Source organism: Pseudomonas putida group bacterium ESBL64 (assembly GCF_045277175.1).
GTDB classification, from domain to species: Bacteria; Pseudomonadota; Gammaproteobacteria; order Pseudomonadales; family Pseudomonadaceae; genus Aquipseudomonas; species Aquipseudomonas alloputida.
Genome location: NZ_CP145799.1, coordinates 2,904,573 through 2,930,694, shown reverse-complemented (window position 1 = coordinate 2,930,694; position 26,122 = coordinate 2,904,573). Strand labels below are relative to the sequence as shown.

20 protein-coding genes are annotated in these 26,122 nt (G+C 61.7%); 9 read left to right on the top strand and 11 right to left on the bottom strand.

The features are described 5' to 3' along the window. The first annotated feature begins 87 nt into the window (after nucleotides 1-87). A complete protein-coding gene (locus tag V6093_RS13350; RefSeq protein ID WP_047603290.1) occupies nucleotides 88-1,236 on the top strand; it encodes a pyridoxal phosphate-dependent aminotransferase in 1,149 nt (382 codons plus the stop codon). Continuing rightward, nucleotides 1,224-2,015 (top strand): amidohydrolase, encoded by a 792-nt coding sequence (locus V6093_RS13345; RefSeq protein ID WP_003248510.1) that lies wholly within the window; start codon nucleotides 1,224-1,226, stop codon nucleotides 2,013-2,015. The genes V6093_RS13350 and V6093_RS13345 overlap by 13 nt, the downstream gene beginning before the upstream one ends. 314 nt (nucleotides 2,016-2,329) lie before the next feature. On the opposite strand, the gene V6093_RS13340 is transcribed toward V6093_RS13345, so the two are convergent. Both V6093_RS13340 and V6093_RS13335 read right to left on the bottom strand, forming a co-directional pair. Next, a complete protein-coding gene (locus tag V6093_RS13340) occupies nucleotides 2,330-4,882 on the bottom strand; it encodes a sulfite reductase flavoprotein subunit alpha (RefSeq protein ID WP_108078520.1) in 2,553 nt (850 codons plus the stop codon). A gap of 228 nt (nucleotides 4,883-5,110) precedes the next feature. Beyond that, nucleotides 5,111-7,393, bottom strand: a complete 2,283-nt coding sequence (locus V6093_RS13335; protein ID WP_004577176.1) for a TonB-dependent siderophore receptor — start codon at nucleotides 7,391-7,393, stop codon at nucleotides 5,111-5,113. Nucleotides 7,394-7,614: 221 nt separating this feature from the next. Here V6093_RS13335 and V6093_RS13330 point away from each other — a divergent pair, with 221 nt between their 5' ends. After that, a complete protein-coding gene (locus V6093_RS13330; RefSeq protein WP_012051256.1) occupies nucleotides 7,615-8,295 on the top strand; it encodes a Fe2+-dependent dioxygenase in 681 nt (226 codons plus the stop codon). Nucleotides 8,296-8,298: 3 nt separating this feature from the next. Further along, on the top strand, nucleotides 8,299-9,048 hold the full coding sequence (locus V6093_RS13325; RefSeq protein WP_047603297.1) for a tetratricopeptide repeat protein: 750 nt from the start codon (nucleotides 8,299-8,301) through the stop codon (nucleotides 9,046-9,048). A 183-nt stretch (nucleotides 9,049-9,231) separates the two neighbouring features. On the opposite strand, the gene V6093_RS13320 is transcribed toward V6093_RS13325, so the two are convergent. Then, the gene (locus V6093_RS13320; RefSeq protein WP_003248498.1) at nucleotides 9,232-10,395 is read right to left on the bottom strand and encodes a type III PLP-dependent enzyme; all 1,164 of its coding nucleotides are present in this window, start codon (nucleotides 10,393-10,395) and stop codon (nucleotides 9,232-9,234) included. A gap of 495 nt (nucleotides 10,396-10,890) precedes the next feature. On the opposite strand from V6093_RS13320, the gene V6093_RS13315 reads away from it, so the two are divergent. From V6093_RS13315 to V6093_RS13305, 3 genes are all read left to right on the top strand, one after another. Continuing rightward, the gene (locus V6093_RS13315) at nucleotides 10,891-11,388 is read left to right on the top strand and encodes an RNA polymerase sigma factor (RefSeq protein ID WP_012051258.1); all 498 of its coding nucleotides are present in this window, start codon (nucleotides 10,891-10,893) and stop codon (nucleotides 11,386-11,388) included. Between the two features lie 20 nt (nucleotides 11,389-11,408). Beyond that, nucleotides 11,409-12,371: a FecR family protein gene (locus V6093_RS13310; RefSeq protein WP_108078522.1), complete on the top strand. Its 963-nt coding sequence runs from the start codon at nucleotides 11,409-11,411 to the stop codon at nucleotides 12,369-12,371. A gap of 108 nt (nucleotides 12,372-12,479) precedes the next feature. After that, on the top strand, nucleotides 12,480-14,909 hold the full coding sequence (locus tag V6093_RS13305; protein WP_406669816.1) for a TonB-dependent siderophore receptor: 2,430 nt from the start codon (nucleotides 12,480-12,482) through the stop codon (nucleotides 14,907-14,909). 238 nt (nucleotides 14,910-15,147) lie between these two features. Here the strand turns inward: V6093_RS13305 and V6093_RS13300 are convergent, their stop codons facing one another. Genes V6093_RS13300 through V6093_RS13285 form a run of 4 tightly spaced genes read right to left on the bottom strand, consistent with a single transcriptional unit; the run spans nucleotide 15,148 to nucleotide 18,590 of the window. Next, nucleotides 15,148-16,305, bottom strand: a complete 1,158-nt coding sequence (locus tag V6093_RS13300) for a betaine/proline/choline family ABC transporter ATP-binding protein (protein ID WP_003248489.1) — start codon at nucleotides 16,303-16,305, stop codon at nucleotides 15,148-15,150. Then, nucleotides 16,302-16,955: an ABC transporter permease gene (locus V6093_RS13295; protein ID WP_003248487.1), complete on the bottom strand. Its 654-nt coding sequence runs from the start codon at nucleotides 16,953-16,955 to the stop codon at nucleotides 16,302-16,304. The genes V6093_RS13300 and V6093_RS13295 overlap by 4 nt, the downstream gene beginning before the upstream one ends. Beyond that, entirely contained in the window at nucleotides 16,952-17,863 is a 912-nt protein-coding gene (locus V6093_RS13290; protein ID WP_004575997.1) for a glycine betaine ABC transporter substrate-binding protein, read from the bottom strand. The genes V6093_RS13295 and V6093_RS13290 overlap by 4 nt, the downstream gene beginning before the upstream one ends. 13 nt (nucleotides 17,864-17,876) lie before the next feature. Further along, nucleotides 17,877-18,590, bottom strand: coding sequence for an ABC transporter permease (locus V6093_RS13285; protein WP_004575998.1), 714 nt, complete (start codon nucleotides 18,588-18,590; stop codon nucleotides 17,877-17,879). Between the two features lie 558 nt (nucleotides 18,591-19,148). Between V6093_RS13285 and V6093_RS13280 the strand changes: the two genes are divergently transcribed. After that, complete coding sequence (locus V6093_RS13280; protein WP_406669815.1) at nucleotides 19,149-20,732, top strand: peptide chain release factor 3; 1,584 nt, start codon at nucleotides 19,149-19,151, stop codon at nucleotides 20,730-20,732. 33 nt (nucleotides 20,733-20,765) lie between these two features. Here the strand turns inward: V6093_RS13280 and V6093_RS13275 are convergent, their stop codons facing one another. The 4 genes from V6093_RS13275 to V6093_RS13260 all read right to left on the bottom strand — a co-directional run bounded on the left by V6093_RS13275 (nucleotide 20,766) and on the right by V6093_RS13260 (nucleotide 24,568). Further along, nucleotides 20,766-21,845, bottom strand: coding sequence for a polyamine ABC transporter substrate-binding protein (locus V6093_RS13275; RefSeq protein ID WP_003248478.1), 1,080 nt, complete (start codon nucleotides 21,843-21,845; stop codon nucleotides 20,766-20,768). A 52-nt stretch (nucleotides 21,846-21,897) separates the two neighbouring features. Next, nucleotides 21,898-22,239 (bottom strand): cupin domain-containing protein, encoded by a 342-nt coding sequence (locus V6093_RS13270; RefSeq protein ID WP_003248474.1) that lies wholly within the window; start codon nucleotides 22,237-22,239, stop codon nucleotides 21,898-21,900. Between the two features lie 33 nt (nucleotides 22,240-22,272). Beyond that, complete coding sequence (locus V6093_RS13265; protein WP_047603303.1) at nucleotides 22,273-23,679, bottom strand: FAD-binding oxidoreductase; 1,407 nt, start codon at nucleotides 23,677-23,679, stop codon at nucleotides 22,273-22,275. Nucleotides 23,680-23,743: 64 nt separating this feature from the next. After that, nucleotides 23,744-24,568, bottom strand: coding sequence for a helix-turn-helix domain-containing protein (locus tag V6093_RS13260; RefSeq protein ID WP_406669814.1), 825 nt, complete (start codon nucleotides 24,566-24,568; stop codon nucleotides 23,744-23,746). Between the two features lie 615 nt (nucleotides 24,569-25,183). On the opposite strand from V6093_RS13260, the gene V6093_RS13255 reads away from it, so the two are divergent. Then, on the top strand, nucleotides 25,184-26,050 hold the full coding sequence (locus V6093_RS13255; RefSeq protein WP_014860058.1) for a DMT family transporter: 867 nt from the start codon (nucleotides 25,184-25,186) through the stop codon (nucleotides 26,048-26,050). Nucleotides 26,051-26,122 lie beyond the last annotated feature (72 nt).

Sequence of the window (26,122 nt, the reverse complement as noted above, 5' to 3'; positions counted from 1 at the left end):
CTATTGTTTCAACCTTTTTCCTGACCGCTCGATCCGCTATGCTCGGACTCCACCCCGTGCCGGATAAACCCCAGGAAAGAGGGCTCCATGATCCGCAGCAAACTGCCGAATGTCGGCACGACCATCTTCACCACCATGTCCCAGCTCGCCGTGCAGACTGGCGCGCTCAACCTGTCCCAGGGCTTTCCTGACTTCAATGGCCCGCAGGCCCTGCTCGATGCAGTGGGCCGGCACGTGGCTGCCGGGCATAACCAGTATTCGCCGATGACCGGCCTGCCGGCCTTGCGCCAGCAGGTGGCGGCCAAGGTCGAGCGGCTGTATGGGGCCAGGGTGGATGCCGATCAGGAAGTGACTATCACCCCCGGCGCTACCGAGGCTATTTTCTGTGCCATCCAGGCGGTGGTGCATGCCGGTGACGAAGTGATCGTCTTCGACCCCTGCTACGACAGTTACGAGCCGTCCGTGGAGCTGGCCGGGGGCCGCTGTGTACACGTGCAGTTGAGCGACGTCGACTTCCGTATCGACTGGCAGAAATTCAGCGATGCTTTGAGCCCGCGCACGCGCATGGTCATCCTCAACTCGCCACACAACCCCAGCGGCGCGTTGATCACCCGCGAAGACCTCGACCAGTTGGCCGCACTTATTGCCGACCGCGATATCTACCTGGTCAGCGATGAAGTGTACGAGCACCTGGTCTACGACGGCGTACGCCACGCCAGTGTGCTGGCCCATGAGCAGTTGTACTCGCGTGCCTTCGTGGTCAGTTCCTTCGGCAAGACGTACCACGTTACCGGCTGGAAGACCGGTTACGTGATCGCGCCGCCTGCCCTGAGCGCCGAGCTGCGCAAAGTGCACCAGTACGTCAATTTCTGTGGCGTGACGCCGCTGCAGTGTGCCTTGGCCGACTTCATGGCCGGGCACCCCGAGCATATTGATGAGTTGCCAGCCTTTTACCAGGCCAAGCGCGATCTGTTTTGCGGTTTGTTGGACGGCTCGCGTTTTAACTTTACCCGCACGACGGGCACTTATTTCCAGTTGGTGGACTATTCGCAAATCCGTCCGGACCTGAACGATGTCGACATGTCGCTGTGGCTTACCCGCGAACATGGCGTGGCAACCATTCCGGTATCGGTGTTCTACCAGCAACCCATCCCCGAGCAACGCCTGGTGCGCCTGTGCTTTGCCAAACGAGAGGAGACGCTGCGTCAGGCAGCGGAAAGACTATGCGCGATCTGAGTACACTGCCGAACCTGAAAGTCGCCCTGGTGCAAACCACCTTGGCCTGGCACGACCGCGAGGCCAACTATGCGCACTTCGAGGTGCTGCTGGAGCAGGTGGGCGAGGTCGACCTGGTGATCCTGCCGGAAATGTTTACCACCGGTTTTTCGATGCAATCGGAAAGCCTGTGCGAGCCGGAGAACGGTCCGACCTACAAATGGCTGAAGGCACAGGCCAAGAAGCACAACGCGGTGATTACCGGCAGTGTGATCATCCAGGCCGCCGATGGCAGCCACCGCAACCGCCTGTTGTGGGCGCGGCCGGACGGCGAGATTCTGCACTACGACAAGCGCCACCTGTTCCGCATGGCCGGTGAGCACAAACATTACACCCCAGGCGAGCGGCAGGTGCAGTTCGAGGTCAAGGGCTGGCGGATTCGCCCGCTGATCTGCTACGACCTGCGCTTCCCTGTGTGGAGCCGTGACGCCCAGGACACCGACCTGCTGCTGTACACCGCCAACTGGCCGGCCGCGCGTCGCCAGCACTGGAACCGCCTGCTGCCGGCGCGGGGCATCGAAAACCTGTGCTATGTGGCGGCGGTGAACCGGGTGGGCACGGATGGTAAAGGCTTTGCTTATTCTGGTGACAGCCAGGTGCTGGATTTCCAGGGTGAGAGCCTGCTTAGTGCCGGGGAGGCGGACGGGGTGTTCACTGCAGTATTGAGCGCGGCGGAACTGGCGGCATACCGGGCCAAGTTCCCGGCCAACCTGGATGCCGATACCTTCGAGCTGCACTGACAGCAGGGCCGGCTTCTTCGCGGGTAAACCCGCTCCTACACACGCATCGGCGGTTGGTCACAGGCCGTTGTAGGAGCGGGTTCACCCGCGAAAGGGCCGGCCCTGCTGACCAATTTCCATCCGACGTTCACCATTGCCGCCGCCACCGTATTCGCGGGTAAACCCGCTCCTACACACGTATCGGTGGTTGGGGAAAGGCCGTCGTAGGAGCGGGTTTACCCGCGAAGAGGCCGGCCCTGCTGGCCAATTTCCACCGGCCGTTCACCGTTGCCGCCGCCACCGTATTCGCGGGTAAACCCGCTCCTACACACCGATCAATACACATCCCGCCGATACCGCCCATCCTCGATCAACTGCTGTACAGCAGCTTCACCCAGCATGCCTTTGAGCGCCGCATCCACCCCCGCCGCCATGCCTTGCAGGCTGCCGCAGACATACACGCAAGCCCCGTCGGCCACCCAGCGCTTGAAGTCCTCGGCCTGCTCCAGCATCACGTCCTGCACATACACCTTCTCAGCCTGATCGCGCGAGAACGCCAGGTCCAGCCGTGCCAGGTCACCGTTGTCCAGCCAAGCGTGCAGCTCATCGCCACACAGCAAGTCATGCGCCCGATTACGCTCGCCGAACAACAGCCAGTTGCGCTGCTCACCGGCATTGACCCGCGCGCGCAACAGGCTGCGAAGGCCCGCCAGGCCAGTGCCGTTGCCGATCAGGATCATCGGCGCAGCATCCTCAGGCAGATGGAAGCCACTGTTACGCCGCAGGCGCAGGCTCAGGGTGCCATTCATTGGCAGGTATTCGGTCAGCCAGCCAGAGCCCAAGCCAAGGCTGCCGTCGGGGTGGCGTTCCTGGCGCACGATCAGCTCCAGCACACCATCGCTGGCGATCGAGGCAATGGAGTACTCGCGGCAACCGATTGGCACCAGTGCATCGACCAGCGCTTGTGGCTGCAAGCCGATCAGGTGGTCGCGGCGCGTAGGGAGTTGGCGGCCAGCGAGTGCCTGGGCAAGGGTTTCGCTCAGGCCATTCACCTGCACCTGGCTGCTGGCGTCCAGTGCCATGCCCTTGAGGAACGCGTCGATCCGTGGCTGCCCATTCAGCGGCAGTATCTCTACCAGGTCGCCGGCTTCCCAGCTCGCAGGTTCTGCAGCCTGCAGGCCAAGCAGGTACACCGGTTGGCCTTGGCTGCCGGGGTTGAGCAGTTTGCGGCGCACCAGCGACCAGTTGGCAAAGGTTGGCGGCTGCCAGGCGGCCACCGGCTGGACGCCCGTCAGTTGCGCCAGTTCCTGCTGCCATTGCTGCAGGGCGGCCTGGTCGGCGTTGTCCACTTCCACCGGGCTGAATGCACTGCTGGCACCGCGCTCCCCCAGCCACGCCTGGAGACGACGAGCGAAACCGCAGAAGTGCGGGTACTGACGATCACCGAGGGCGAGCAGGGCATAGTTGAGGTTGTTCAGTGCCCAAGGCTGGCCGAGCACCTTGCGCTCGAAGGCGCGAGCGCTGTCGGGCGCTTCGCCGTCGCCGAATGTACTCACCACGAAGAGCGCGCGATGGGCTTGGCGCAGGTCGTTTTCACCCAGCTCGGCAAGGGCGCGCACCTGAACGGGCTGGCCAGCTGCCTGCAGCTGCTCGGCACTCTGCCAGGCCAACTGTTCGGCAAAGCCACTCTGGCTGGCGAAGCCGATCAGCCAGCCGTCGCCAGTGCCGCTGTTGGCGACGTTGCCACGGGCTGCGCGCACCTGACGTTTCTTGCGGCGGCGGTCGAGGTACAGCAGCCAGCCGGTGACGAAGAACAACGGCATGGTGAGGCTGGCGATGGTGACGATGATGCGCCCCGGCAAGCCGAAGTATTCGCCGACGTGCAAGGCGTAAACACTCTGCAGCAACTGCGCCTTGAATGACTTGTCGGTGTAGCGATCGTGCTTCTTAACTTGGCCGGTGGCCGGGTCAAGGACCAGGGTATTGAAGGCACGTGGGTGCGCGGCGTTGTCGAGCAGGTAGAACAGGTTGGCCGGCTGACCGCCAGCAGGTGGCAGGCGCAGGTTGTAGGTGGACAGGCCTGGGCCTGCGGCCTCCTGGAGGTTGGCCCAGATGGCGTCGTAGTCCACCACCAGCGGTGGCGCATTCTTGTCGACTGTTTGCGGCCCGTGCCGGCCACGGCCTTCACCTCGTTTTTGCTGCTGGCCCGCGGCTGGCGCGTCGGCCAGCAGCTTGTTCAGGCCTTCACGGTACCACTCATAGGACCAGAACAGCCCGGTCAGGGCGAACAGAAGATAGAACAGCAGGCACCAGGTGCCGGCAACGGCGTGCAGGTCCCAGTTGAAGGCGCGGCCTTTCTTGGCCCAGTCGAAGGTCAGCCAGGTGCGCCAGTCCAGCGCTTTACGCGGCCAGCGCAGGTAAAGGCCGGACAGGCAGAAGAACACCAGCATCAGGGTGCAGGCCCCGGTGATTTGCCGGCCAGTATCGCCCATGGCGAGGAAGCGGTGCAGCTTGAGCATGAGGTTGAAGAAGCCTTGCCCGGCCGCTTCGCCCTTGAGTTCGCCGGTGTACGGGTCGGCATAGCGCAGCTCGCCACGGCGTTCGCCCGGTGCGGGCATGAAGAAGATCCGTGCAGCGTTGCCTTCGCGCACGTCGACCCACAGCATCGAGACTTTGTCGTGTTGCTGGGCTTCGACCCGCTTAACCAGCTCGGCCGGCGGTAGCACGCCTTCGGCGCGTACTTCTACCTTGAGTACATCGGCATTGAATGCGCGCAGCAGTTCTTCCTGGAACGAGTACAGCGCCCCGGTAATGCCCATCAAGGCCAGCACCAGGCCAGCGGTGATGCCAAAGAACCAGTGCAATTGGAACAGCGTCTTCTTCACCACGTTTCTCACCTTGAGTTGCCGCCGCGACCCGCGCGGCGTGCATTATGCCTTGATACGCAAAAGCCCCGCTCACAGGAATGAACGGGGCCAGGTGGGCTGCTTTTCGTGTTGTCTGTGCGGGCCTCTTCGCGGCTAAGGCCGCTCCTGCACCGGCAACGCAGGAGCGGCTTTAGCCGCGAAAGGGCCGGCACAGGCGCAGCCCTTCAACAGATCAACCCAACCCAGACATCAGAAGTGCACGCTGGTGGTCAGCAGTGCCGTCCGCCCGGCCGCCTGGTTGGCGAAGTGGGTGGAGAAGGCCTTGTCGTAGTACACCTCGTTGGTCAGGTTCTGCACGTTCAGTTGCAGGTCGACGTTCTTGGTCAGCTTGTAGGCGGCCATGGCGTCGTAGCGTACGTAGCTGTCGACCATGGTGGTGTTGGCCACGCTGCCGTACACGTCATCCACGTAGAACGCACCACCGCCAACGGTCAGCTTTGGCGTGATCGAGTAGGTGGTCCACAGGCTGGCGCTGTTGTTTGGCGTGTTCGGCAGCTGGTTGCCGTCGTTGGCCTTGCCCACCGGGCCGCCGTCGATCTGGCGAGCCTGCATGTAGGTGTAGCCGGCGAACACCTGCCACTTGTCGGTCAGCTTGCCGCTGGCCGACAGTTCGATACCCTGCACGCGAGTTTCGCCGACGTTCTCGTAGGTAGTGGTGTCCACCTGAACGCGGGCGTTTTCCTTCTCAGTGCGGAAAAGCGCCGCTGCCAGCGACAAGCGTTCGTCCAGTAAGTCCCACTTGGTACCGATTTCGTAGTTGGTGGTTTCTTCTGGTTCCAGGTCGCTGCCCAGAATATTGCCGCTGCGGTCGGTTGTACCTGGCAGTGAGTTGGTCTCGGTACCTTCGCCGAGCATTGCGCCTGGCGGTGTCGCCGAGGTGGCGTAGGAAATATAGATGCTACCGTTCTCGGCTGGCTTCCACACCAGACCCAGCTGGCCCGTGAAGAATTCGCTTTTGTCGCGACCTTTGGTGGGTACGCCGTTCTTGTTCAAGACGGTTGCGCCGCTGGCGTCGTAGGTGCGGAACTTGGTATCGAAATGGTCGTAACGCAGGCCCATGTTCAGCAGCCATTGGGGTGTGAGCTCCAATGTGTCGAAGACATAGATCGCTCGGGTCTTGCCGCTGGTCTTGGTGCCGGCGTAGTTGCGCGAGACAGTGCCGTCCCAAGTGTCGTCCGGGTTAGGGTCGCTCAGTGAGGTGCAGCTACCACCATTGCCAGGCCCGGTGCAGGTGAGCTTGCTGTTTGGCGTGACGGTGTAGCTCTGGCGGTCGGATTCTTCCTTGGTGAGTTCGATACCGGTCGAGAAGTTGTTTTTGAAACCGCCGACGAAGAACTCGCCGAACAGGTCGGTCTGGTTGGTGGTGGTGGCGGTGTTACCCACGCGGGTGTTGGCACGACGCCATACACCGTTGTTGTTCACGTTGCCGGCACTGTCATCCGGCTGGGTCAGCACGTAGTCTTGCATGCTGTTGCCGTGACGCAGGGTGTTCTTGATGGTCAGCGAGTCGGTCAGGTCGTGCTCGATGGCGAAAGTGGCGATGTCCACGCGGCTCTTGCGGAAGTCGCGACCGGTTAAGCCGTAGAAGTTGTCGCTGTCACCGCCATCGATCGGCTTGCTCGGGTGCGCCGAAGTACGGGCAGCGCTGCCAGTAACGGGGATGCTGTAAGGGATACCCGAATCCGGCAGGTCGTCGCTTTCCAGGTGGTAGTAGTCAAGGTTGACGCGGGTCGGCGTGCCCAGGCCAAAGGCCAGCGACGGGGCGATACCCCAGCGGTCGTAGTTGACCTTGTCGCGGCCGGCGACGTTGCTTTCGTGGGTCATCAGGTTCAGGCGACCGGCAACGGTATCGCTGAACTGGTAGTTGCCATCGAAGGTGTAGCGCTGGGTCTGGTCGCTGCCCCAGGTCCAGGCGCCGTCCAGCGAGTTGCCCAGATGCGCGCGCTTGCTTACCAGGTTGATGGTACCGCCGGCCGCGCCGCGGCCACCGATGGCCGAGTTCGGCCCCTTGGCCACTTCAACAGATTCGATGGCGAAGATTTCGCGGGTTTGGGCGCCAGTGTCACGTACGCCGTCCAGGTAAGTATCGCCCTGGGCGTCGAAGCCGCGGATGAACGGGCGGTCACCTTGCGGGTTGCCGCCTTCGCCAGCGCCGAAAGTAATGCCTGGCACGGTGCGCAGGGCATCCTGCAGGGTCAGGGCGTTGGTGTCCTTGATCACTTGCTGCGGGATCACGGTTATCGAGCGCGGGGTGTCTACCAGCGGCGCGGTGTACTTCTGCGAGGCGGCCTTGTCCACCTTGTAATCGGTGCTGGCTTGTTCAGCCTTGCCGTTAACGCTGGTGGCATCGAGGGTGATGGCGCTGCTGGCGGCCGGATCGGCGGCATAGACCGACGAGGCACTCAGGGCGACACCGATGGCAGACACGATCAGGCGTGGCGAACTCACAGCAGATGGTACGTACTGGCGCATTGCAAAGAACCTTCCCCAAGGTATTGAGGCGGTGGATCTTAATGTAAGCAATTTTGACTAACAATTGAGACTCGTTACCATTCGTGAAGAATTTACAATCTTTACAATTTGTCTTTACGGTTTCATGCCGCTGAAACGTCTTAAGTGGCGAATGGGGCTTGTGTAGCGCAAAAGGGAATCAATATCATTGCGCCTTTACATTTCCTAACGGTGCCGTTGCCATGCTGCTTCACATCCCAGGCCTGTTCGACGCTGATGAACTGGCCCGTATCTGCGAGGCGCTGGAGCGGGCCGACTGGGCCGATGGCAAGGTTACGGCGGGTTATCAGTCGGCCAAGGCCAAGCACAACCTGCAGTTGCCGGAAGGTCATGCGCTGGCCAAGGAAATCGGCAGTGCGCTGATCGACCGCCTGTGGAAAACCCCACGCTTCATGTCGGCAGCCTTGCCGCACAAGGTGTTCCCGCCGCTGATCAACTGCTACCGCGAAGGCGGCAACTTCGGTTTCCACATCGACAACGCCCTGCGCCAGCCCAAGGGCAGCCCGGAGCGGGTGCGTACCGACCTGTCTTCCACGCTGTTCCTCAGTGACCCGGAAAGCTACGACGGCGGTGAGCTGGTGATCCAGGACACCTATGGCGTGCAGCAGGTCAAGCTGGCCGCCGGTGACATGGTGCTGTACCCCGGCACAAGCCTGCACAAGGTCAACCCAGTGACCCGTGGCCAACGCTATGCCGCGTTCTTCTGGACCCAGAGCCTGGTGCGCGATGACAGCCAGCGGACGCTGCTGTTCGAGATGGACAACGCCATCCAGCAACTGACCGCCGATGTGCCGGACCATCCTTCGCTGTTGCAGCTGACGGGCACCTACCATAACTTGCTGCGCCGCTGGGCTGAGGTCTGAGCCGTGTCCTACCTGCTGCGACGTGAGGAAGTAGTGGATGTGGCCGGCTTGCAGGCCATGCTCGAGGAAACCCCTGGCAAGGCCGCCCAGGCGATTCTGGCGGCAGCGGGGCAGGGCGCGGTCGAGGCGCAGTTGCTGCTGGGGCAGATCCTGCTGGATGGGCGTGGCATCCAGCAGGATGCCACGGTTGCCCGGCGTTGGTTCGGTATCGCTGCACAGGGTGGCAGTGCCATGGCGCACAACATGCTCGGGCGTTGCCTGGAGCATGGCTGGGGCGGCGAGGTGAGTTTGGTGCAGGCGGCCGTTCACTACGCCCGTGCGGCCGATTCGGGTTTGGACTGGGGCCTGTATAACCTGGGCAACCTTCTGGCGACCGGGCGTGGGGTGCCGGCCAATCAGGCGCAGGCACTGATGTGCTACGAGAAGGCTGCGCAGCTGGGGCATGCCAAATCGATGAACCTGTATGGGCGTTACCTGGAGCAGGGCATTGCCACGGCACCCAGCCCGGCGCGGGCGGTGCGCTGGTATCGGCGTTCGGCCGAGGCGGGGGATTTTCGTGGGATGTTCAGCCTGGCGCTGGTGCTGGTCGAGCGTGGGCAGTTGGCCGAGGCAGGGCAGTGGCTGGAGCAGGCCCGGGTTGCGGGGAACATGAATTTCCTGCGTGCTGCGTTGGTAACCCTGCAGGGTGCGGGGCCGGTGTTGATGGCCTTTGCGGCGCGGTATGCCGAGGAGATCGATCGGCGTGGTGAGTGAGGTTGACTGTGCCGGCCAATTTCCACTGGCCGTTCACTGTTGCCGCCGCCACCGTGTTCGCGGGTAAACCCGCGCCTACACACGCATCGGTGGTTGGGCGCAGGCCGTTGTACGGTTTACCCACCAAGAGGCCAGCATCGACAGCACGCACATGAAAACGGGGCCTTTCGGCCCCGTTGTGCATTACAGGTAGTAAGCCTTCAGCGGCGGGAAACCGTTGAATTCCACTGCGCTGTAGCTGGTGGTGTAGGCGCCGGTCGACAGCCAGTACAGGCGGTCACCGATGGCCAGGTTCAGCGGCAGCCCGTACTTGTAGTTCTCGTACATGATGTCGGCGCTGTCGCAGGTCGGGCCGGCGATGACCACTTCTTCGGCTTCGCCTTTCTTCTCGGTCCAGATCGGGAACTTGATGGCTTCGTCCATGGTTTCGATCAGGCCGGAGAACTTGCCCACGTCGGTGTAGATCCAGCGCTCGACGGCGGTACGCGACTTACGTGCGACCAGCACCACTTCGCTGACCAGGATGCCGGCGTTGGCGATCAGCGAACGGCCGGGCTCGAGGATGATTTCCGGCAGTTCGTCACCGAAGTCTTCCTTGAGGAAACGGATGATTTCTTCGGCGTAGGTTTCCAGGCTGTTGGTACGGGTGATGTAGTTGGCCGGGAAGCCACCACCCATGTTGATCAGCTTCAGTTCGATGCCGTCTTCTTCTTTCAGGCGTTCGAAGATTACCTTGACCTTGGCGATGGCGGCGTCCCACACGCTGATGTCGCGTTGCTGCGAGCCCACGTGGAAGGAGATGCCGTATGGCACCAGGCCCAGGTCGCGGGCGAGGATCAGCAGGTCCATGGCCATGTCGGTCTGGCAGCCGAACTTGCGGGACAGTGGCCAGTCGGCAGTGGTGGAGCCTTCAGTCAGAATACGCACGTACACTTTCGAGCCCGGTGCGGCCTTGGCGATGTTGCGCAGGTCGGCTTCCGAGTCGGTGGCGTACAGGCGCACGCCCTTCTCGTAGAAGTAGCGGATGTCCTTGGACTTCTTGATGGTGTTGCCGTAGCTGATGCGGTCGGCGCTGACACCGCGGCCCATCACTTTGTCCAGCTCGTAGATCGAGGCGATGTCGAAGCTCGAACCTTTCTCTTTGAGCAGGTCGATGATTTCCACGGCCGGGTTGGCCTTGACTGCGTAGTAGACCTTGGCAAATTCGAAACCGGCGCGCAGGTCGTCGTACGCCTGGCTGATCATCTGGGTGTCGATGAGTACGAACGGGGTTTCCTGCTTGTCAGCGAACGCCTTCATTTTCTGGAAGGTTTCACGCGCGAAATAGTCTTCGACCTGGATCGACATGCTCAGGGACTCCATGGGCAAACTGAAAGATTAAGTGGCTGCAAACTGAACGTCCTCCGTATCCCCACTTTGGTTCGCCTACTCAGTACTTGAGCCGGATGGATCGTTTCCAGCATGGACGTTCGGCGCGCACTTTAGGGCGTGAAGAATGCAGAATCAACAGGCAATCCGGGCGTGATCGACGTGGATCGACGACCAGCCATTTGAATAACCGACTCGTGTGACCGGCTGATGTTCCCTGCGATCTTTCAAGCGTAAAAAATTGTGGAATGGAGCGTGTTGGGCCCTTCGCGGGCAAGCCCGCTCCTACAGGGGATACGCGTTCCATGTGGGGGGCGGGCTTGCCCGCGAAAGGGCCGGAGGTGTTCATATTTATGGCCACATTTTCCTGGTACCCCCGTACAGGAAATCGCCCATAAATTTTTTGTTACCGACTGGCGGATTTGCTGCTTTTGATGCGAAACATTACTATTCGCACCCTTATCTGCCTCCCTGATGACCCCGACCGTGTCCGGACACAAAGGCTTCCTCGACCATTACCATGAGCTGATCGGCACCTGGACGCGCAAGCTGCGCAGTCGTCAGCAGGCCGAGGACCTCACCCACGATGCCTTTGTCCGGGTACTGGAAACCCCGCGCGAGCAGGTTGAGCAGCCACGCGCCTACCTGCATCAGGCTGCGCGCAACATCGCCGTGGATGGCTTCCGTCGCGAAGACCGCCGCCAGGCCCTGGAGCGGGAAGCCTTCGAAGAAGGCGCAACCGGCAGTGGCGACCCGGAAGCCTACGTGCATGCCCTGGAGCTGGCCGACAGCGTCGAGCGGGCTCTGGCCGAGCTGCCACTCAACTGCCGGCAGGTGTTCATCTGGCAGAAGCTCGAAGGCCTGACCCAGGCCGAGATTGCCGAGCGCATGGGGTTGAGCAAGAACATGGTCGAAAAGTATATGATCCGCACGCTCCGGCACCTGCGTGAGCACCTGGATGTGTCGGCATGAAGAGTCAGGAGACCTTTTCGATGAAACAGCACGGTACCGATGCCGTCCGCGAGCAGGCGGCCGCATGGTTCGCCCGCGTGCAGGATGCACCTCGGGATGCCGGGCTGCACAAGCAGTTGCATGCCTGGTTGGCGAGCGACGAGCACCACCGGGAAGAATATGAGCATCTCTGCCGCGTGTGGCTGGCCGCCGACTTCATTCCACGCCAGCACCTGGAGGCGCTGTGCCAGCCAGACCCGGTGCAGCAGCTGCCACGACGGCGTTTCATGCGCCAGGCGTTGGCCGCCAGTGTTGCGGTAGTGGCGCTGGGCCTGGGCTGGGGCGGCTGGCACCACCTGCAACTGAACCATCAAGGCAGCCTGCAGACGGCCTTCAATGAGCGCCGTCAGGTCGAACTGCCGGATGGCTCGCATCTGGAGCTCAATGGCAGCACGCAGGTGCAGGTCGAGTTCAGCGCCGGCCAGCGGCACGTGCGCCTGAACGCCGGTGAAGTGATGTTCAGCGTCGCCCATGACAGTAACCGGCCGTTTGTGGTCGACACTGCCCAGGGCAGTGTGATCGTCACAGGTACCCGCTTTGACGTCCGCCTGGACCCAGCCAGCACCCGTGTGGCGGTGGAACAGGGGTCGGTGCGGGTGCAGAGCAAGGGCGACTCGCCGGCGCTACTGACGGCCGGGCAGGGGTCGCATATAGATGCACAGGGCCTGGTCGCCGCACCCTATGCGGTCAACACCGGCGCCATGACCGCATGGCGACAGGGCAAGCTGGTGTTCGACAACGCAACCCTCGCCGAAGTAGTGGCCGAAACCTCGCGCTACCGTCGCCAGCCATTGCGGGTCGCCCCTGGGAAAGTCGCCCGGCTGCGCCTGTCCGGTACCTTCAGTACCAACGATACAGACGCTCTGCTGCGGGCCTTGCCGAGCATCCTCCCGGTGGCCATCAAAGCCCATGAAGACGGCTCCAGCGAAATAATCGCCAAATAGATTCAGGTTTTTTTTCACTCGTTCGTCTTCCTCGCCAGCTGCAACTGCCAAGCATTTCCATTTGCACGCGGTTGGCGTTTATTCCGCATTCCAGGATGTTTCGACGACGTGAACAACAACAAACCTCTCCCACGCTTTCGCGCCCTGGCGCTGGCCCTGGCGGTCAGTACTGTGGCCGTTGGCAGCCAGGCCGTAGAGGCCGCTAATGCCCTCCACATCCAGGCCCAGCCATTGGGTTCGGCGCTGAACCAGCTCGGCCAGCAAACCAGCCTGCAGCTGTTTTTCAGCCCCGAGCTGGTCGCCGGCAAACAGGCCCCGGCGGTATCGGGCAACCTGGCGCCGGTGCAGGCGCTGCAACAGCTGTTGCAAGGCAGCGGGCTCACCTACGAGATGTCCGGGGACACCGTTGTGGTGAAGCCTCTGCCGACTACCCTTGACCTGGGCAGCGGCAGCCTGGAGCTGGCCCCCACCGACATCAAGGTGGTCGGTGACTGGCTGGGTGATGCCCAGCAGAGCGTGGTACAGAACCACCCTGGGGCACGCACCGTGGTACGCCGCGAGGCAATGGTGGAGAAGGGCGCAATGAACGTGCGCGACGTGCTGCGCGGCATCCCCGGCGTGCAAGTGCAGGACTCCAACGGGACCGGTGGCAGCGACCTGTCGCTGAACGTGGGCGTACGCGGCCTTACTTCGCGCCTGTCGCCGCGCTCCACGGTACTGATCGATGGCATCCCGGCCGCCTTCGCGCCGTATGGCCAGCCACAGCTGTCGATGGCACCGATTTCCTCTGGCAACCTCGACAGCATCGACGTCGTGCGCGGTGCCGGCTCGGTGCGCTATGGCCCGCAGAACGTGGGCGGCGTGATCAACTTTGTAACCCGGGCGATTCCGGAAAAGGCCTCGGCAGAGCTGTCCACCACCCTGGAGACCTCCCAGCACGGTGGCTGGAAACATACCGAGTCAGCCTTCGTCGGTGGCACGGCCGACAATGGCATGGGCGTGGCGCTGTTGTACACCGGGGTGAATGGCAACGGTTACCGTGAAAGCAACAACGGCAACGACATCGACGACGTAATCCTCAAGACGCATTGGGCGCCAACCGATGTCGATGAGTTCTGGCTCAACTTCCATTATTACGATGGCCGTGCCGACATGCCGGGTGGCCTGACCCAGGCCCAATACGACAGCAACCCGTACCAGTCGCTGCGCGATTACGACTACTTCGCGGGCCGGCGCAAGGATGTGTCGTTCAAATGGCAGCGGCAGCTCGACGATGCCACCCAGTTCGAAGTGCTGACCTACTACACCGACAGCTTCCGCGGCAGCACCATCGCCTCGCGGGACATGAAGACGTTGTCGTCGTACCCGCGCAACTACCACACCTTTGCCATCGAACCCCGTGTGTCGCGCATCTTCTTTGCCGGCCCAACCACCCAGGAAGTCAGTGTCGGTTACCGTTACCTGAAGGAAGCGATGCGCGAACAATCGACTCGCCTGGCGCTGATCGACAACGTGCCGACGGTGACCCCGACTTCCGACGGCCACGTGTTCCAGGACCGCAGTGGCGGCACCGAGGCCAGCGCCTACTACATCGACGACAAGATCGACGTGGGCAACTGGACCATCACCCCTGGCGTGCGCTTCGAGCACATCAATACCGACTGGCGCGACCGCCCGGTGCTGGACGCCAACAACCGCCCGGTAGCCGAGAAGAAGCGCAGCATCACCAGCAACGAGCCTTTGCCGGCACTGAGCGTGATGTACCACGTTTCCGATGCCTGGAAGGTGTTCGCCAACTACGAGACTTCGTTCGGTAGCCTGCAGTACTTCCAGCTGGGCCAGGGCGGTTCTGGCAACAGTACGGCCAATGGCCTGGAGCCGGAAAAAGCCAAGACCTACGAAATCGGTACCCGTTATGACAATGGCGGCTTTGCCGGTGAGCTGACGGCGTTCTACATCGACTTCGATGATGAGCTGCAGTACATCAGCAACGACGTGGGCTGGACCAACCTCGGTGCGACCAAGCACCAGGGCATCGAGGCTTCGGTGCGTTATGACCTGGCCGGGCTGGACCCGCGCCTGGACGGGCTGTCGGTGAGCGGTGGCTACACCTATACCCGCGCGACCTATGAAGGGGATATCCCAGGGTTCAAGGGCCGAGACCTGCCGTTCTATTCACGCCAGGTGGCCACTGCCGGGGTGCGTTACGCAGTTAACCGCTGGACCTGGAACCTGGACGCCTATGCCCAATCGAAGCAGCGTGCGCCGGGAACCGGGATCAATGCCGATGGCAGTTTCAATGGCGACTACATCACCGAGCCGAGTGCTGACGGGCAGTATGGCGATATTCCGGGTTATGTGACCTGGCATGCCCGCGGTGGGTACGAATTCGGGCCTGAACTGTCCAACCTGAAGCTGGCGGCGGGGGTGAAGAACCTGTTCGACAAGCAGTACTTCACCCGCTCCAGTGACAACAATGCCGGCCTTTACGTGGGTGAGCCGCGAACCTTCTACGTGCAGGCCAGTGTTGGGTTTTGATCGAGATTGCCGGGGCCGCTTTGCGGCCCTTCGCTCGCTCTTGTAGGAGCGGGTTTACCCGCGAAAGGGCCGGGCCTGCTGGCCAATTTTCACCAGTCGTTCACCGTTGCCGCCACCACCGTATTCGCGGGTAAACCCGCTCCTACACATGATCGGTGGTGGACATACATCGGGGATTGAACACAGGCCGTTGTAGGAGCGGGTTTACCCGCGAAGGGGCGCAAAGCGCCCCCGACGATTACGAAACCACCGCCTCGGCCGGCGAAACGATACTGCTCTTCGCCCCCCGCGATCTCCCCGAGCTCAGGTACGCGGCAATCGACTCCTGCGTCACCTCGCCCAAGAACACCTGCTCGGCATCCAACACTGGCAACCACGCGCGGTTGAACTCGTACATGCGCGACAGCAGGATGCGCAAGTGCTCATCGTACGAGGCCGTGGCATTGAACGGCCGCAGGAAATCACCGCAAGTGCCTTGCTGGCGGTGCATGTCGCGCCGGCGCACATAGCCCAAGGCCTTGTTTTGCGCATCGGTCACCACCACGTAGCGGCGGTCGTGCTCATCGAGCAGCTCCAGCGCGTCGCCCACCGGTGTTTCCGGGCTCACCGACGGCGCGTTGTCCGCTGCATCCTCGGCACGCACCAGCAACAGGCGTTTGAGGGTGCTGTCCTGGCCCACAAAGTTGCTGACGAAATCATCCGCCGGGTGCGCCAGCAGGGTATCCGGGTGATCCAGCTGCAACAGCTTGCCGGCACGGAAGATGGCAATCTTGTCGCCCAGCTTGATCGCTTCGTCGATGTCGTGGCTGACCATGATCACGGTCTTGTTCAGCGCCCGCTGCATTTCGAAGAACTCGTTCTGGATCATTTCGCGGTTGATCGGGTCGACCGCGCCGAACGGTTCATCCATCAACAGCACGGGTGCATCTGCTGCCAGGGCGCGAATCACGCCGATACGCTGTTGCTGGCCGCCAGACAGCTCGCGCGGGTAGCGTTGCAGGTACTGCTTGGGTTCGAGCTTGATCATGTGCATCAGCTCGCGAGCCCGCTCGTGGCATTTCTGCTTGTCCCAGCCAAGCAGGCGCGGGACCACGGTAATGTTCTCCTCGATGGTCATGTTGGGGAACAGACCAATCTGCTGAATCACATAGCCGATGTGCCGGCGCAGGGTAACTTCGTCCAGCCCGGTGGTGTCTTCGCCATTGATGAACACCTGGCCCGAGGTGGGCGTGATCAGGCGGTTGATCATTTTCAGCGTGGTGCTCTTGCCGCAGCCCGACGGGCCGAGGAACACGCAGATTTCCCCTTCATTGACGGTGAGGCTTACCGAGTCGACGGCTTTGACGTCCTTGCCGTTGACGTTGAAGGTTTTGCTGAGGTTCTTCAGTTCGATCATGAGCGCAGTCCTTCTGGAGTCAGGGCACGTTGCAGGGTTTGCAGCAGCAGGTCGGCGATGATCGCCAGCAGGCTGACCAGTACGGCACCGACCAGCAGCATCGACATGTCGCTGCGGCTGATGGAAGTCAGGATCAGCACGCCGAGGCCGCCGGCGCCGATGGTGGCGGCAATGGTCATCACACCGATGTTCATCACCACGGCGGTGCGCACGCCGGCGAGGATCACCGGTACGGCGATGGGCAGCTCGACCATGCGCAGGCGCTGGCCGAAGGTCATGCCGATGCCACGCGCGGCTTCACGGATACCGGGCTCGACATTGGTCAGGGCCAGGTAGGTGTTGCGCATGATTGGCAGCAGCGAATAAAGAAACACGGCAGTGATCGCCGGCAAGGGGCCCAGCCCCTGGCCGAACTTGGAGTAGAACGGCAGCAGCAGGCCGAACAACGCAATCGAGGGGATGGTCAGCAGCACTGTGGCGCTGGCCTGCAGCGGGCCGGCCACCGCCGGGAAGCGGGTCATCAGGATGCCCAGCGGCACGCCAACGAGGATCGCCAGGCCGACGGCGATGCCGACCAGCATGATGTGCTGCCAGGTCAGTTGCAGCACCTGGGCCCAGTCGAGGTGGGCGAACGTGTCGAGCAGGCTCATGGCTGTACCTCCTTGAGGGGATGCTCTCGCAGGAATGCGGCGGCCACAGCGGTCGGGTTCTGGTGGTCTACGTCAACCTTGGCATTGAGCTGGCGCATGGTCTCGTCATCGAGCTGCTCGGCCAGTGGCTTGAGCAGGGCGACCAGTTGCGGGTTGGCGTCGAGCACGGCCTTGCGCACCACCGGGGCGGCGGTGTAGTCGGGGAAGTAGTGCTTGTCGTCTTCGAGCAGCTTGAGGTTGAACGCGCTCAGGCGACCGTCGGTGGTGTAGACCAGGCCTGCGAACACCTGGTTGTTGTGCATGGCCGTGTAGACCAGGCCCGCGTCCATCTGGCGGATGTTGGCGCGGCCGACCTGCAGGTCGTACATTTCCTTGAGCCCGACCAGGCCGTCGGGGCGGTTGGCGAACTCGGTGTCCAGAGCCACCAGGTGATTACGCTTGCGCTCGTCGCGCAGCACCTGGTTGAGGTCGCTGATCGAGTTGATCTGCGGGTAGGCCTCGGCGACCTGCTTCGGCAAGCCGAGGGCATAGGTGTTGCTGAATTTCGACGGGGTCAGCCAGATCAGGTCTTTTTTGGCATCCAGCTCCTTGACCTTGGCGTAGGTGGCCTCGGCGCTGGGCATACGCTCATCGATGTGGTTGTAGGACACCAGCGACACCCCGGTGTATTCCCACATCAGGTCGAGCTGGCCGGTTTCCTGGGCCTGGCGAGCGATGCTGCTGCCAAGGCCGGTGGTGACGCGTACGTCAAAGCCGTTCGCGCGCAGGTACTGCGCGGTGATTTCGGCGAGCACGGTCTGTTCGGTGAACACCCGCGCGCCGATGCGCACCAGGGGTTTTTCCGCTGCCTGGGCAACTCCTGCGAACAGCAGGGCCGCGCCCAGCAGCAAGGCGATTCTCTTCTTCATACGTTTCCTATCCTTATTGGGCCAGGCCACGTTCCAGCCAGCGCCTGCTGGAGAAACTCACCGCCGCGTCCAGCACCAGAGCCAGCAGCGCGGTGCAGGCGGCACCCAGCAGCAGCTGCGGCTGGTTGTTCAGGGCGATGCCGGGGAAAATCAGGCTGCCCAGGCTGTTGGCGCCGATCAGGAATGCCAGCGGTGCGGTGCCCACGTTCAGCGCCAGGGCCACGCGTACGCCGCCGACGATGATCGGCACGGCGTTGGGCAGTTCCACCTGCCAGAGTTGCTGGCGCGGGGTCATGCCGATGCCGGTAGCGGCTTCCTTGAGCGATGCGGGGACATTTTTCAGGCCTTCGTAGGTGTTGCGCACGATGGGCAGGAGGGACGCGAGGAACAGTGCGAAGATCGCAGGCCCGGCGCCGATGCCCAGGATACTCAGGGCGATGGCCAGAACGGCCAGAGGGGGGATGGTGTTGCCAACGTTGAAGAACTGCATGAAACGCTCGGCTTTGTCGACCCGGTGCGGTCGACTTAACGCAATGCCGGCGGGGATGCCCACGGCCAGCGCCGCCACCATCGAAGCCAGCACCAATACCAGGTGCGCTTGCAGGTAGAACCCAAGATCGTCGCGATAACGCGCGATCGTGTCGATGCCGATCCAGTGGACCAGCAGGGCCAGGATGACGAGCACGGCGGCCCATCCCAACAGCCCCTTTCCGTAGCGTTTAGCCACAGGCGGACTCCTTGTGTTGTCGGCGAGCACACTTCTTGGAAGCCGGCCAATCCTGGCGGCGGGTGGTGTGTTCGCGAGTAGCAGCGAGATGCAAGCCGAAGGCTGCGATCAGGCCATGAGCCGAACCCCGTCGGGCCCGAAAATGCTGATGAAAACCAGTCCCCAACCGAAGCGGGTTGCAGGGGAGTGGACGTCTCCGTGGGCGTAAAGGTTCCCATCTGAGGCGGCATTTGGCCAGCGTTAATCGCTGGGTGGCGGGATTTTTGGCGAGAAAAAACAGCGGCTTAATACGCTGCAGGCGTTGAAATAACTGCGCTTTGGGCATTTGTCGTGATAAATCGATTGCCTGTTGGATTTCTTTTGTCTGTGCCGGCCTCTTCGCGGGTAAACCCGCTCCTACAATGACTGCACCGCATCCGAACCCTGTGTCGTACCTGTAGGCGCGGGTTTGCCCGCGAAGAGGCCGGCACAGGCGCCATTCATTCGGCAGATTTTGGTCCAGGCCCAACTTCAGGTATGATACTGCCCCTTTCAAATCCCCCAGTCAGGCGATTTCCCATGACCAACCAGGCCGCCGAAGTCGCGAAGCGCCGCACTTTCGCAATCATTTCCCACCCCGACGCCGGTAAGACCACCATCACCGAGAAGCTGCTGCTGATGGGCAAGGCCATTGCCGTCGCCGGTACCGTGAAGTCGCGCAAGTCCGACCGCCATGCCACCTCCGACTGGATGGAAATGGAGAAGCAGCGCGGCATCTCCATCACCACCTCGGTGATGCAGTTCCCGTACCGCGAGCACATGATCAACCTGCTCGACACCCCCGGCCACGAAGACTTCTCGGAAGACACCTACCGCACCCTGACCGCGGTGGACTCGGCGCTGATGGTGCTCGACGGCGGTAAAGGTGTAGAGCCGCGTACCATCGCCCTGATGGACGTGTGCCGCCTGCGCGACACGCCTATCGTCAGCTTCATCAACAAACTCGACCGAGACATCCGCGACCCGATCGAACTGCTCGACGAAATCGAAGCCGTTTTGAAGATCAAGGCCGCGCCAATCACCTGGCCGATCGGTTGCTACCGCGACTTCAAGGGCGTGTACCACCTGACCGGTGACTACATCGTGGTGTACACCCCGGGCCACGGCCACGAGCGCACCGAAGCCAAGATCATCCAGAAGCTGGACTCGGACGAAGCCCGCGCGCACCTGGGCGACCAGTACGATTCGTTCGTCGAGCAACTGGAGCTGGTGCAGGGCGCTTGCCACGAGTTCAACCAGGAAGAGTTCATCAACGGTCAGCTGACCCCGGTGTTCTTCGGTACTGCGCTGGGCAACTTCGGTGTCGACCACGTGCTCGACGCCGTGGTCGACTGGGCGCCGCGCCCGCTTGGCCGTGTGGCCCACGAGCGCACCGTGGAGCCTGTGGAAGAGAAGTTCACCGGCTTCGTGTTCAAGATCCAGGCGAACATGGACCCGAAACACCGCGACCGTATCGCCTTCATGCGCATCTGCTCGGGCAAGTACGAGAAGGGCATGAAAATGCGCCACGTGCGCTTGAACAAAGACCTGCGTATCGGCGATGCGCTGACGTTCTTCTCCTCCGAGCGTGAGCAGCTGGAAGAAGCCTTTGCCGGTGACATCATCGGCCTGCACAACCACGGCACCATCCAGATCGGCGACACCTTCACCGAAGGCGAGGCGCTGGGCTTCACCGGTATCCCGCACTTCGCGCCGGAGCTGTTCCGCCGCGTCCGCCTGAAAGACCCGCTGAAATCCAAGCAACTGCGACAAGGCCTGCAGCAGCTGGCCGAAGAAGGTGCTACTCAGGTGTTCTTCCCTGAGCGCAGCAACGACATCATCCTGGGTGCGGTCGGTGTGCTGCAGTTCGACGTGGTCGCCAGCCGCCTGAAGGAAGAGTACAAGGTCGAGTGCGCCTACGAGCCCATCACTGTCTGGTCGGCGCGCTGGATCAGCTGCGCTGACAAGAAGAAGCTCGAGGAATTCCAGACCAAGGCCATGGAAAACCTGGCCATCGACGGCGGCGGTCACCTGACCTACCTGGCGCCGACCCGGGTCAACCTGGCGCTGATGGAAGAGCGCTGGCCGGACATCAAGTTCCGCGCTACCCGCGAGCACCATTAAGGCATGAAATCGGGGCCGCTAGGCGGCCCCATTTCAATTTCCGGCTTTGATACTGGTCCAGATTCGCGTACGAATACGGTCGATCTTCGCCGGCATCGCCTCCAGCGCATACAGCTTGCCCATCACCTCGTCGCTCGGGTAAATCATCGTATTACCCTTCATCGCCGGGTCCACCAACCCGTCCGCCTTGAGGTTGCCGTTGGCGTACTGGACGTGGTTGCTGATGTTGGCCATCACCTCCGGCTGCAGCAGGTAGTTCATGTAGGCATATCCGGCCTTTTCATCCGGCGCATCGACGGGCATGGCGACCATGTCGAACCACATCGGCGCGCCCTCCTTGGGTATCGAATAGCCCACCTTCACGCCATTGTTCGCCTCATCGGCGCGGTTCTTCGCCTGCAGCACATCCCCCGAGAACCCCACTACCACGCAGATATCGCCGTTGGCCAGGTCGCCCGTGTACTTGGACGAGTGGAAATAGCTGATGTAAGGCCGCACTTTCATCAGCAGGTCCTTGGCCTTCTCGTAGTCCTTGGGGTCTTGGCTGTGATGGGGCAAGCCCAGGTAGTGCAGGGCGATCGGCAGCAGTTCGGGGCCATTGTCCAGCACCGCGACGCCGCAGCTTTTCAGCTTGCTCATGTACTCGGGCTTGAAGATCAGGTCCCAGGAGTCCACGGGCGCGTTGTCGCCGAGCACCGCCTTGACCTTGTCGATGTTGTAGCCAATACCGGTACTGCCCCACAGGTACGGGAAGCCGTACTGGTTGCCCGGGTCGTTCACCTCCAGCGCCTTGAGCAGCACCGGGTTGAGGTTGTGCCAGTTAGGCAGCTGGGATTTGTCCAGGCGCTTCAAGGCCTTGCCCTGGATCTGCCGGGCCATGAAATGGTTGGAGGGGAACACCACGTCGTAGCCGGAATTGCCGGTCATCAACTTGCCATCGAGGGTTTCATTGCTGTCGTACACGTCATAGGTCGGCACGATGCCGCTGGCTTGCTGGAAGTTCTTCAACGTATCGGGGGCCACGTAGCTGGACCAGTTGTAGATCTTCACCGTTTCAGCGGCGCTGGCCACGCTGGCGGCCAGCATCAGGGGGGCGAGGAGGAAGGTGCGCATGTCGGGTTTACCTTGCTTTGTCTGTTGTTATCGAAGGCAGGCGATCAGCGGATCAGAAAATAAGCACGTAGGTCTTGCGCACGGTCTCCAGGATGTCCCAGGTGCCGGTGCTGTTGGCCGGTAGCATCAATGCGTCTCCGGCTTCTATGACCAGGGGCTCGCCACCGTCGGGGGTGAACGTGCAGCGGCCCTTGATGAAATGGCAGAACTCCTGTTGCACGATCTGCCGCCGCCAGCGCCCTGGGGTGCATTCCCAGATGCCGGTTTCAACGCCATCGCTGCGCTCCACGCAGGTGACTGACGTGACTGCCACGGGTTCGCCGAGCGGTACCGCGACCGGGTTGGAGCTGTCGAGCACGGCAAATTCGGTGTTCTTGAACTGGGTGATGCTCATGACCGGTGGATCCTGTACGAGTGAAAAGGGAAGTCAGTGCATGAAGCCTTCCATGAAGTCCGCAACCGAGATGGCCAGGCGCCGCCTCCACGGCGCACTGGCGGGGTTGGCGAGGGTCCGGTCCTCATGGACGAAGCTCTGAATGATCGCGTTGTAGCCCAGCCAGCGGCATGGCTCGGGAGGCCAGCTGGCCAGGCTCGATAGCGGGCGGTTGTCGAGCACCCAGGGTTGCGCCGTCAGCTCGTTGCGCTGGTTGAGGATCAGCGCCGCCAGGGTGCGCCCACCCAGGTTGGTAGCCCCGACGCCTTCGCCGCCGTAGCCGCCGGCAAGGGCGATGCCGCGCTGGCGGTCGCAAAGCATGTGTGGGCGGAAGCGTCGCGCCATGCCGAGGTTGCCGCCCCAGGTATGAGTGATGCGTACCTGTTTGAGCTGCGGGAACAGTTCGCCGAACAGGTAGCGGCGCAGTTCGACTTCGTGTTCGTCGAGGTTGAAGTTCTCGCGCAGACGCCCACCGAAGCGGTAGCCACCGCGAGCACCGAAGACCAGGCGGTTGTCGGCGGTGCGCTGGCCGTAGGTGACCTGGCGGCTGCTTTCACTGAAGGCTTGGCCCTTGCTCAGGCCAATTTGCTCCCAGGTGGCCTCTGGCAGCGGCTCGGTGGCCACCAGCAGGCTCTGTACTGGCAATTGGTGTTTGCCCAGTGGCGGCAGGCTGGCGGCGTAACCCTCCACAGCAGGCACCATCCACTGGCAGCGAATCTGTGCCAGCGGGGTACGCACCTCGCTCGGCTGCCAGTCGATGGCCGGGGTGTTTTCGTAGATCGATACGCCCAGCGCCTCCACTGCCCGGGCAAGGCCGCGCACCAGCTTGGCTGGCTGGATGGTCGCCGTGTGCGGGCTGTAGATGGCTCCAAACGCATTGCTGACCCGTAACTGGTTACCCAGCTGCTCGGGGCTCAGCCAGCGGTAGTCGTCCTCGGTCATGCCTTGGCGATACAAGTCGTCGAGGTAGGCGCGCAGGCTGCGTTCCTGCTCCGGGTAGCGCGCTGCGCAATAAAGGACGCCGCCTTTGCGGTAGTCGCAGTCGATGCCTTCGCTTTGCAGCACGCGATGCACTTCATCCGGGATGCCGTGCAGCAGGTCGATGCTGGCGCGGCGCTGTTGCGGCGAGAGGGTGCCGAGCAGGCGGTCTTCGCCGAGCAGGTTGCCCATCAGCCAGCCCCCATTACGGCCGGAGGCGCCGAAGCCGGCGATTTGGGCTTCGATCACCGCGATGTTCAGCTGGGGGGCCTGGCGCTTGAGGTAGTACGCGGTCCAAAGGCCGGTATAGCCTGCACCGATGATGCACACGTCAACGTCGAGGTCATTGCGCAGTGCCGGGCGCGCGCACAGCGGCTCGTCGAGCTGGTCCATCCACAGGCTGAGCGTGCGCAGGGGTTGCATCGGGTTCGACTCCACATCCGTCAAGGTCTGTGGGCGATCGTAGTGGTGTCAGCGGGCAGCTGTCTTACGTGCGTGCACGCAGGGAAATTTGCTTCAGATAGGCCTTGGGCGTGAGCCCGGTGTGCTCACGGAAGCACTTGTAGAACGCCGACAGCGAGTTGAAGCCGGCACTGAAGGCCAGCTCGTCGATCGTCGCCTCGACGCTGTCATCGCCGAGGCTGGCCATCAGGTGCTGCAGGCGTGCCTGGTTGACGTAGCGGTAGAAGCTTTGCCCCAGCACCTGGTTGAGCAGGTAGGAAATCTGGTTGCGGCTGTAGCCGCTGGCGTCGGCGACCTGTTGCAGGTCGAGCTCCGGGTCGAGGTAGGGGCGTTGACGCTGGAAGTAGTGCTCCAGGTCCTGGGCCATGGTCGACAACTGCCGGGGCGACAGGCCCAGGCGGCTGGTGGCGGGGCGCGGGCCGCTGTTGGCGGGGCCTGTGCCGTTCCGGCGGACCAGCGTGGCGTATTCGTTGACCCGCCAGATCAGCCCGTCCCTGACGGTGATCGCCTCGCTGGACTGGAACGCAACCAGGCCGTCGCCGCCCTGCACCGTGACCTGATACTGGATGAATGCGGTGCAGCCATCGACGCGGATGCGGTCGCTGTGGACGATGTCCTCGCCAGCTTCATGGGGCAGGCAAGCGCATACGTAGTCGCGCAGTTCCTGGTGGCCGAGCACGCGGTTCTGGAAGAAGTCGTGGTACTGGATATCGGGGTGGTAGAGCGCCATGACACCGTCGAGGTCGCGGTGCTTCCAGCAGAGGTGGTAGCGCAGCACGATTTCGGCGGTAAGCGGCGTTTGCTCGGGGCCATCGGGGAGGGTGGTGGCGATCATGGGTGGATAGTGCATTGCAGAACACCCAGGTGCAAGGGCGTGGATCCTGCATATTGCACGGTTTGCTCAGGCGGCTTGGAGGGTAAGCCTTTGATTCTTATGAATGTAGTTTTTTGATACAACTGGCATGGCGGCTGCACCTTTCTTGTTACCATCGAACAAGGAGAAAGGCCATGCGCTCGATACTGCTTTGGATGATTGGGGTGCCGATTCCGGTGATCATTCTGATCTGGTTCTTTATGCATTGAGATTTTGGGGGCCGCTCTTTGCGGCCCTTTTGCTACAACTCTTCGCTACAAAAGGCGTGTGCAAGGCAGGGCCCGGATGCCGGCTTGAGATCAATAAATCCAATTTGGTGTTCTGATGAACACCAAAGGTCTCGTTGAATTAGTAATATTTAGTGTAGTAAGTGCAAGTGGAGTGTTGTCTGAAAGTTCCTACAGTATTCTCTTGGCACTTGCCGCTATCTCTACAGTACTAACTAACTCGTTAATAATGTTGCTAGGCTGGTGGACGTGCCGAAATACGTTAGTCTGTAGATTCTTGTCAAAATAGGTGTTTGATTTCTGCTGTTTTCCCGATTACTGTCTGAGGAGGTTCAGGAATAATTCATAATTAAGGACCATTGCTATGGACGTATTCATGGGGTTGCTGGCTGCGGTGTTCTGGGGGTGCACCGACTTCTTGGTCGGCGTGAACGCAAGAGCGGTTGGAGTAAAACGGGCGGTATTTTTCGGTCAGTTGCTAGGGCTTTTCTTGATGGCAATCATTATTGCCATTTCAGCCGATCAGTGGCAGAAATTTACTTCTGCGCCCTGGCTCACGATAGGGTTAGGAATTGTCGCCTCTCTATGCACCGTAGTAGGAGCGCTGGCGCTTTCAAAAGCTTTCGCTATTGGCAAGACAGCCATCGTGGCGCCCCTGGTCACTTCGTATGGTGTTTTTACAACGCTGTTGGCATGGCTGGGTGGTGATGCCCTTTCCGCTTGGCAGGTGGTCGGTATCCTTGTCTGCTTTTTCGGCGTGCTGTTGGCCTGCCGCAGCGATAATGGTGGTTTCGATCGTAAGGTCACCAGCGTAATGTCTGTGTGGTTTGCTTTGTTGGCGGCCATGCTTTACGGCATCAGCTTCTGGATTCAGGGGAAATTCACCTTGCCGGCGCTGGGACCGGTGAACATGCTGGCGCTAGGGTATGCGGTGGGGGTCATTTTTTTGATCCATGAAGCCGTCAGGTTTCTGCGGGACCATACGACAATAATGCTGAAGACCTATGGCTCACTGTGCGGGGCAAGTCTTTTCAACTTGGGAGGGTTTTCTGCGTTTTCTTGGGGGGCTCTAAATGGCTCGGTGTCCGTTGTCACCGTCATCAGCACGTTGTCGGGTGGTATTGCCGCGATCCTGGGGTACTTCTTTTTTCGCGAGCGGCTGTCAGTCATCCAGATCGGTGGTGTTAGCCTAGTGTTGTCAGGCGCTTTGCTTCTTCACCTGTATGGGTGACATTTTCTTCGGTATATAAATCGTAGATTTTTTGGGGGTGCCAATGGCGTGTTTTTCGCTACGGGCCTGTAG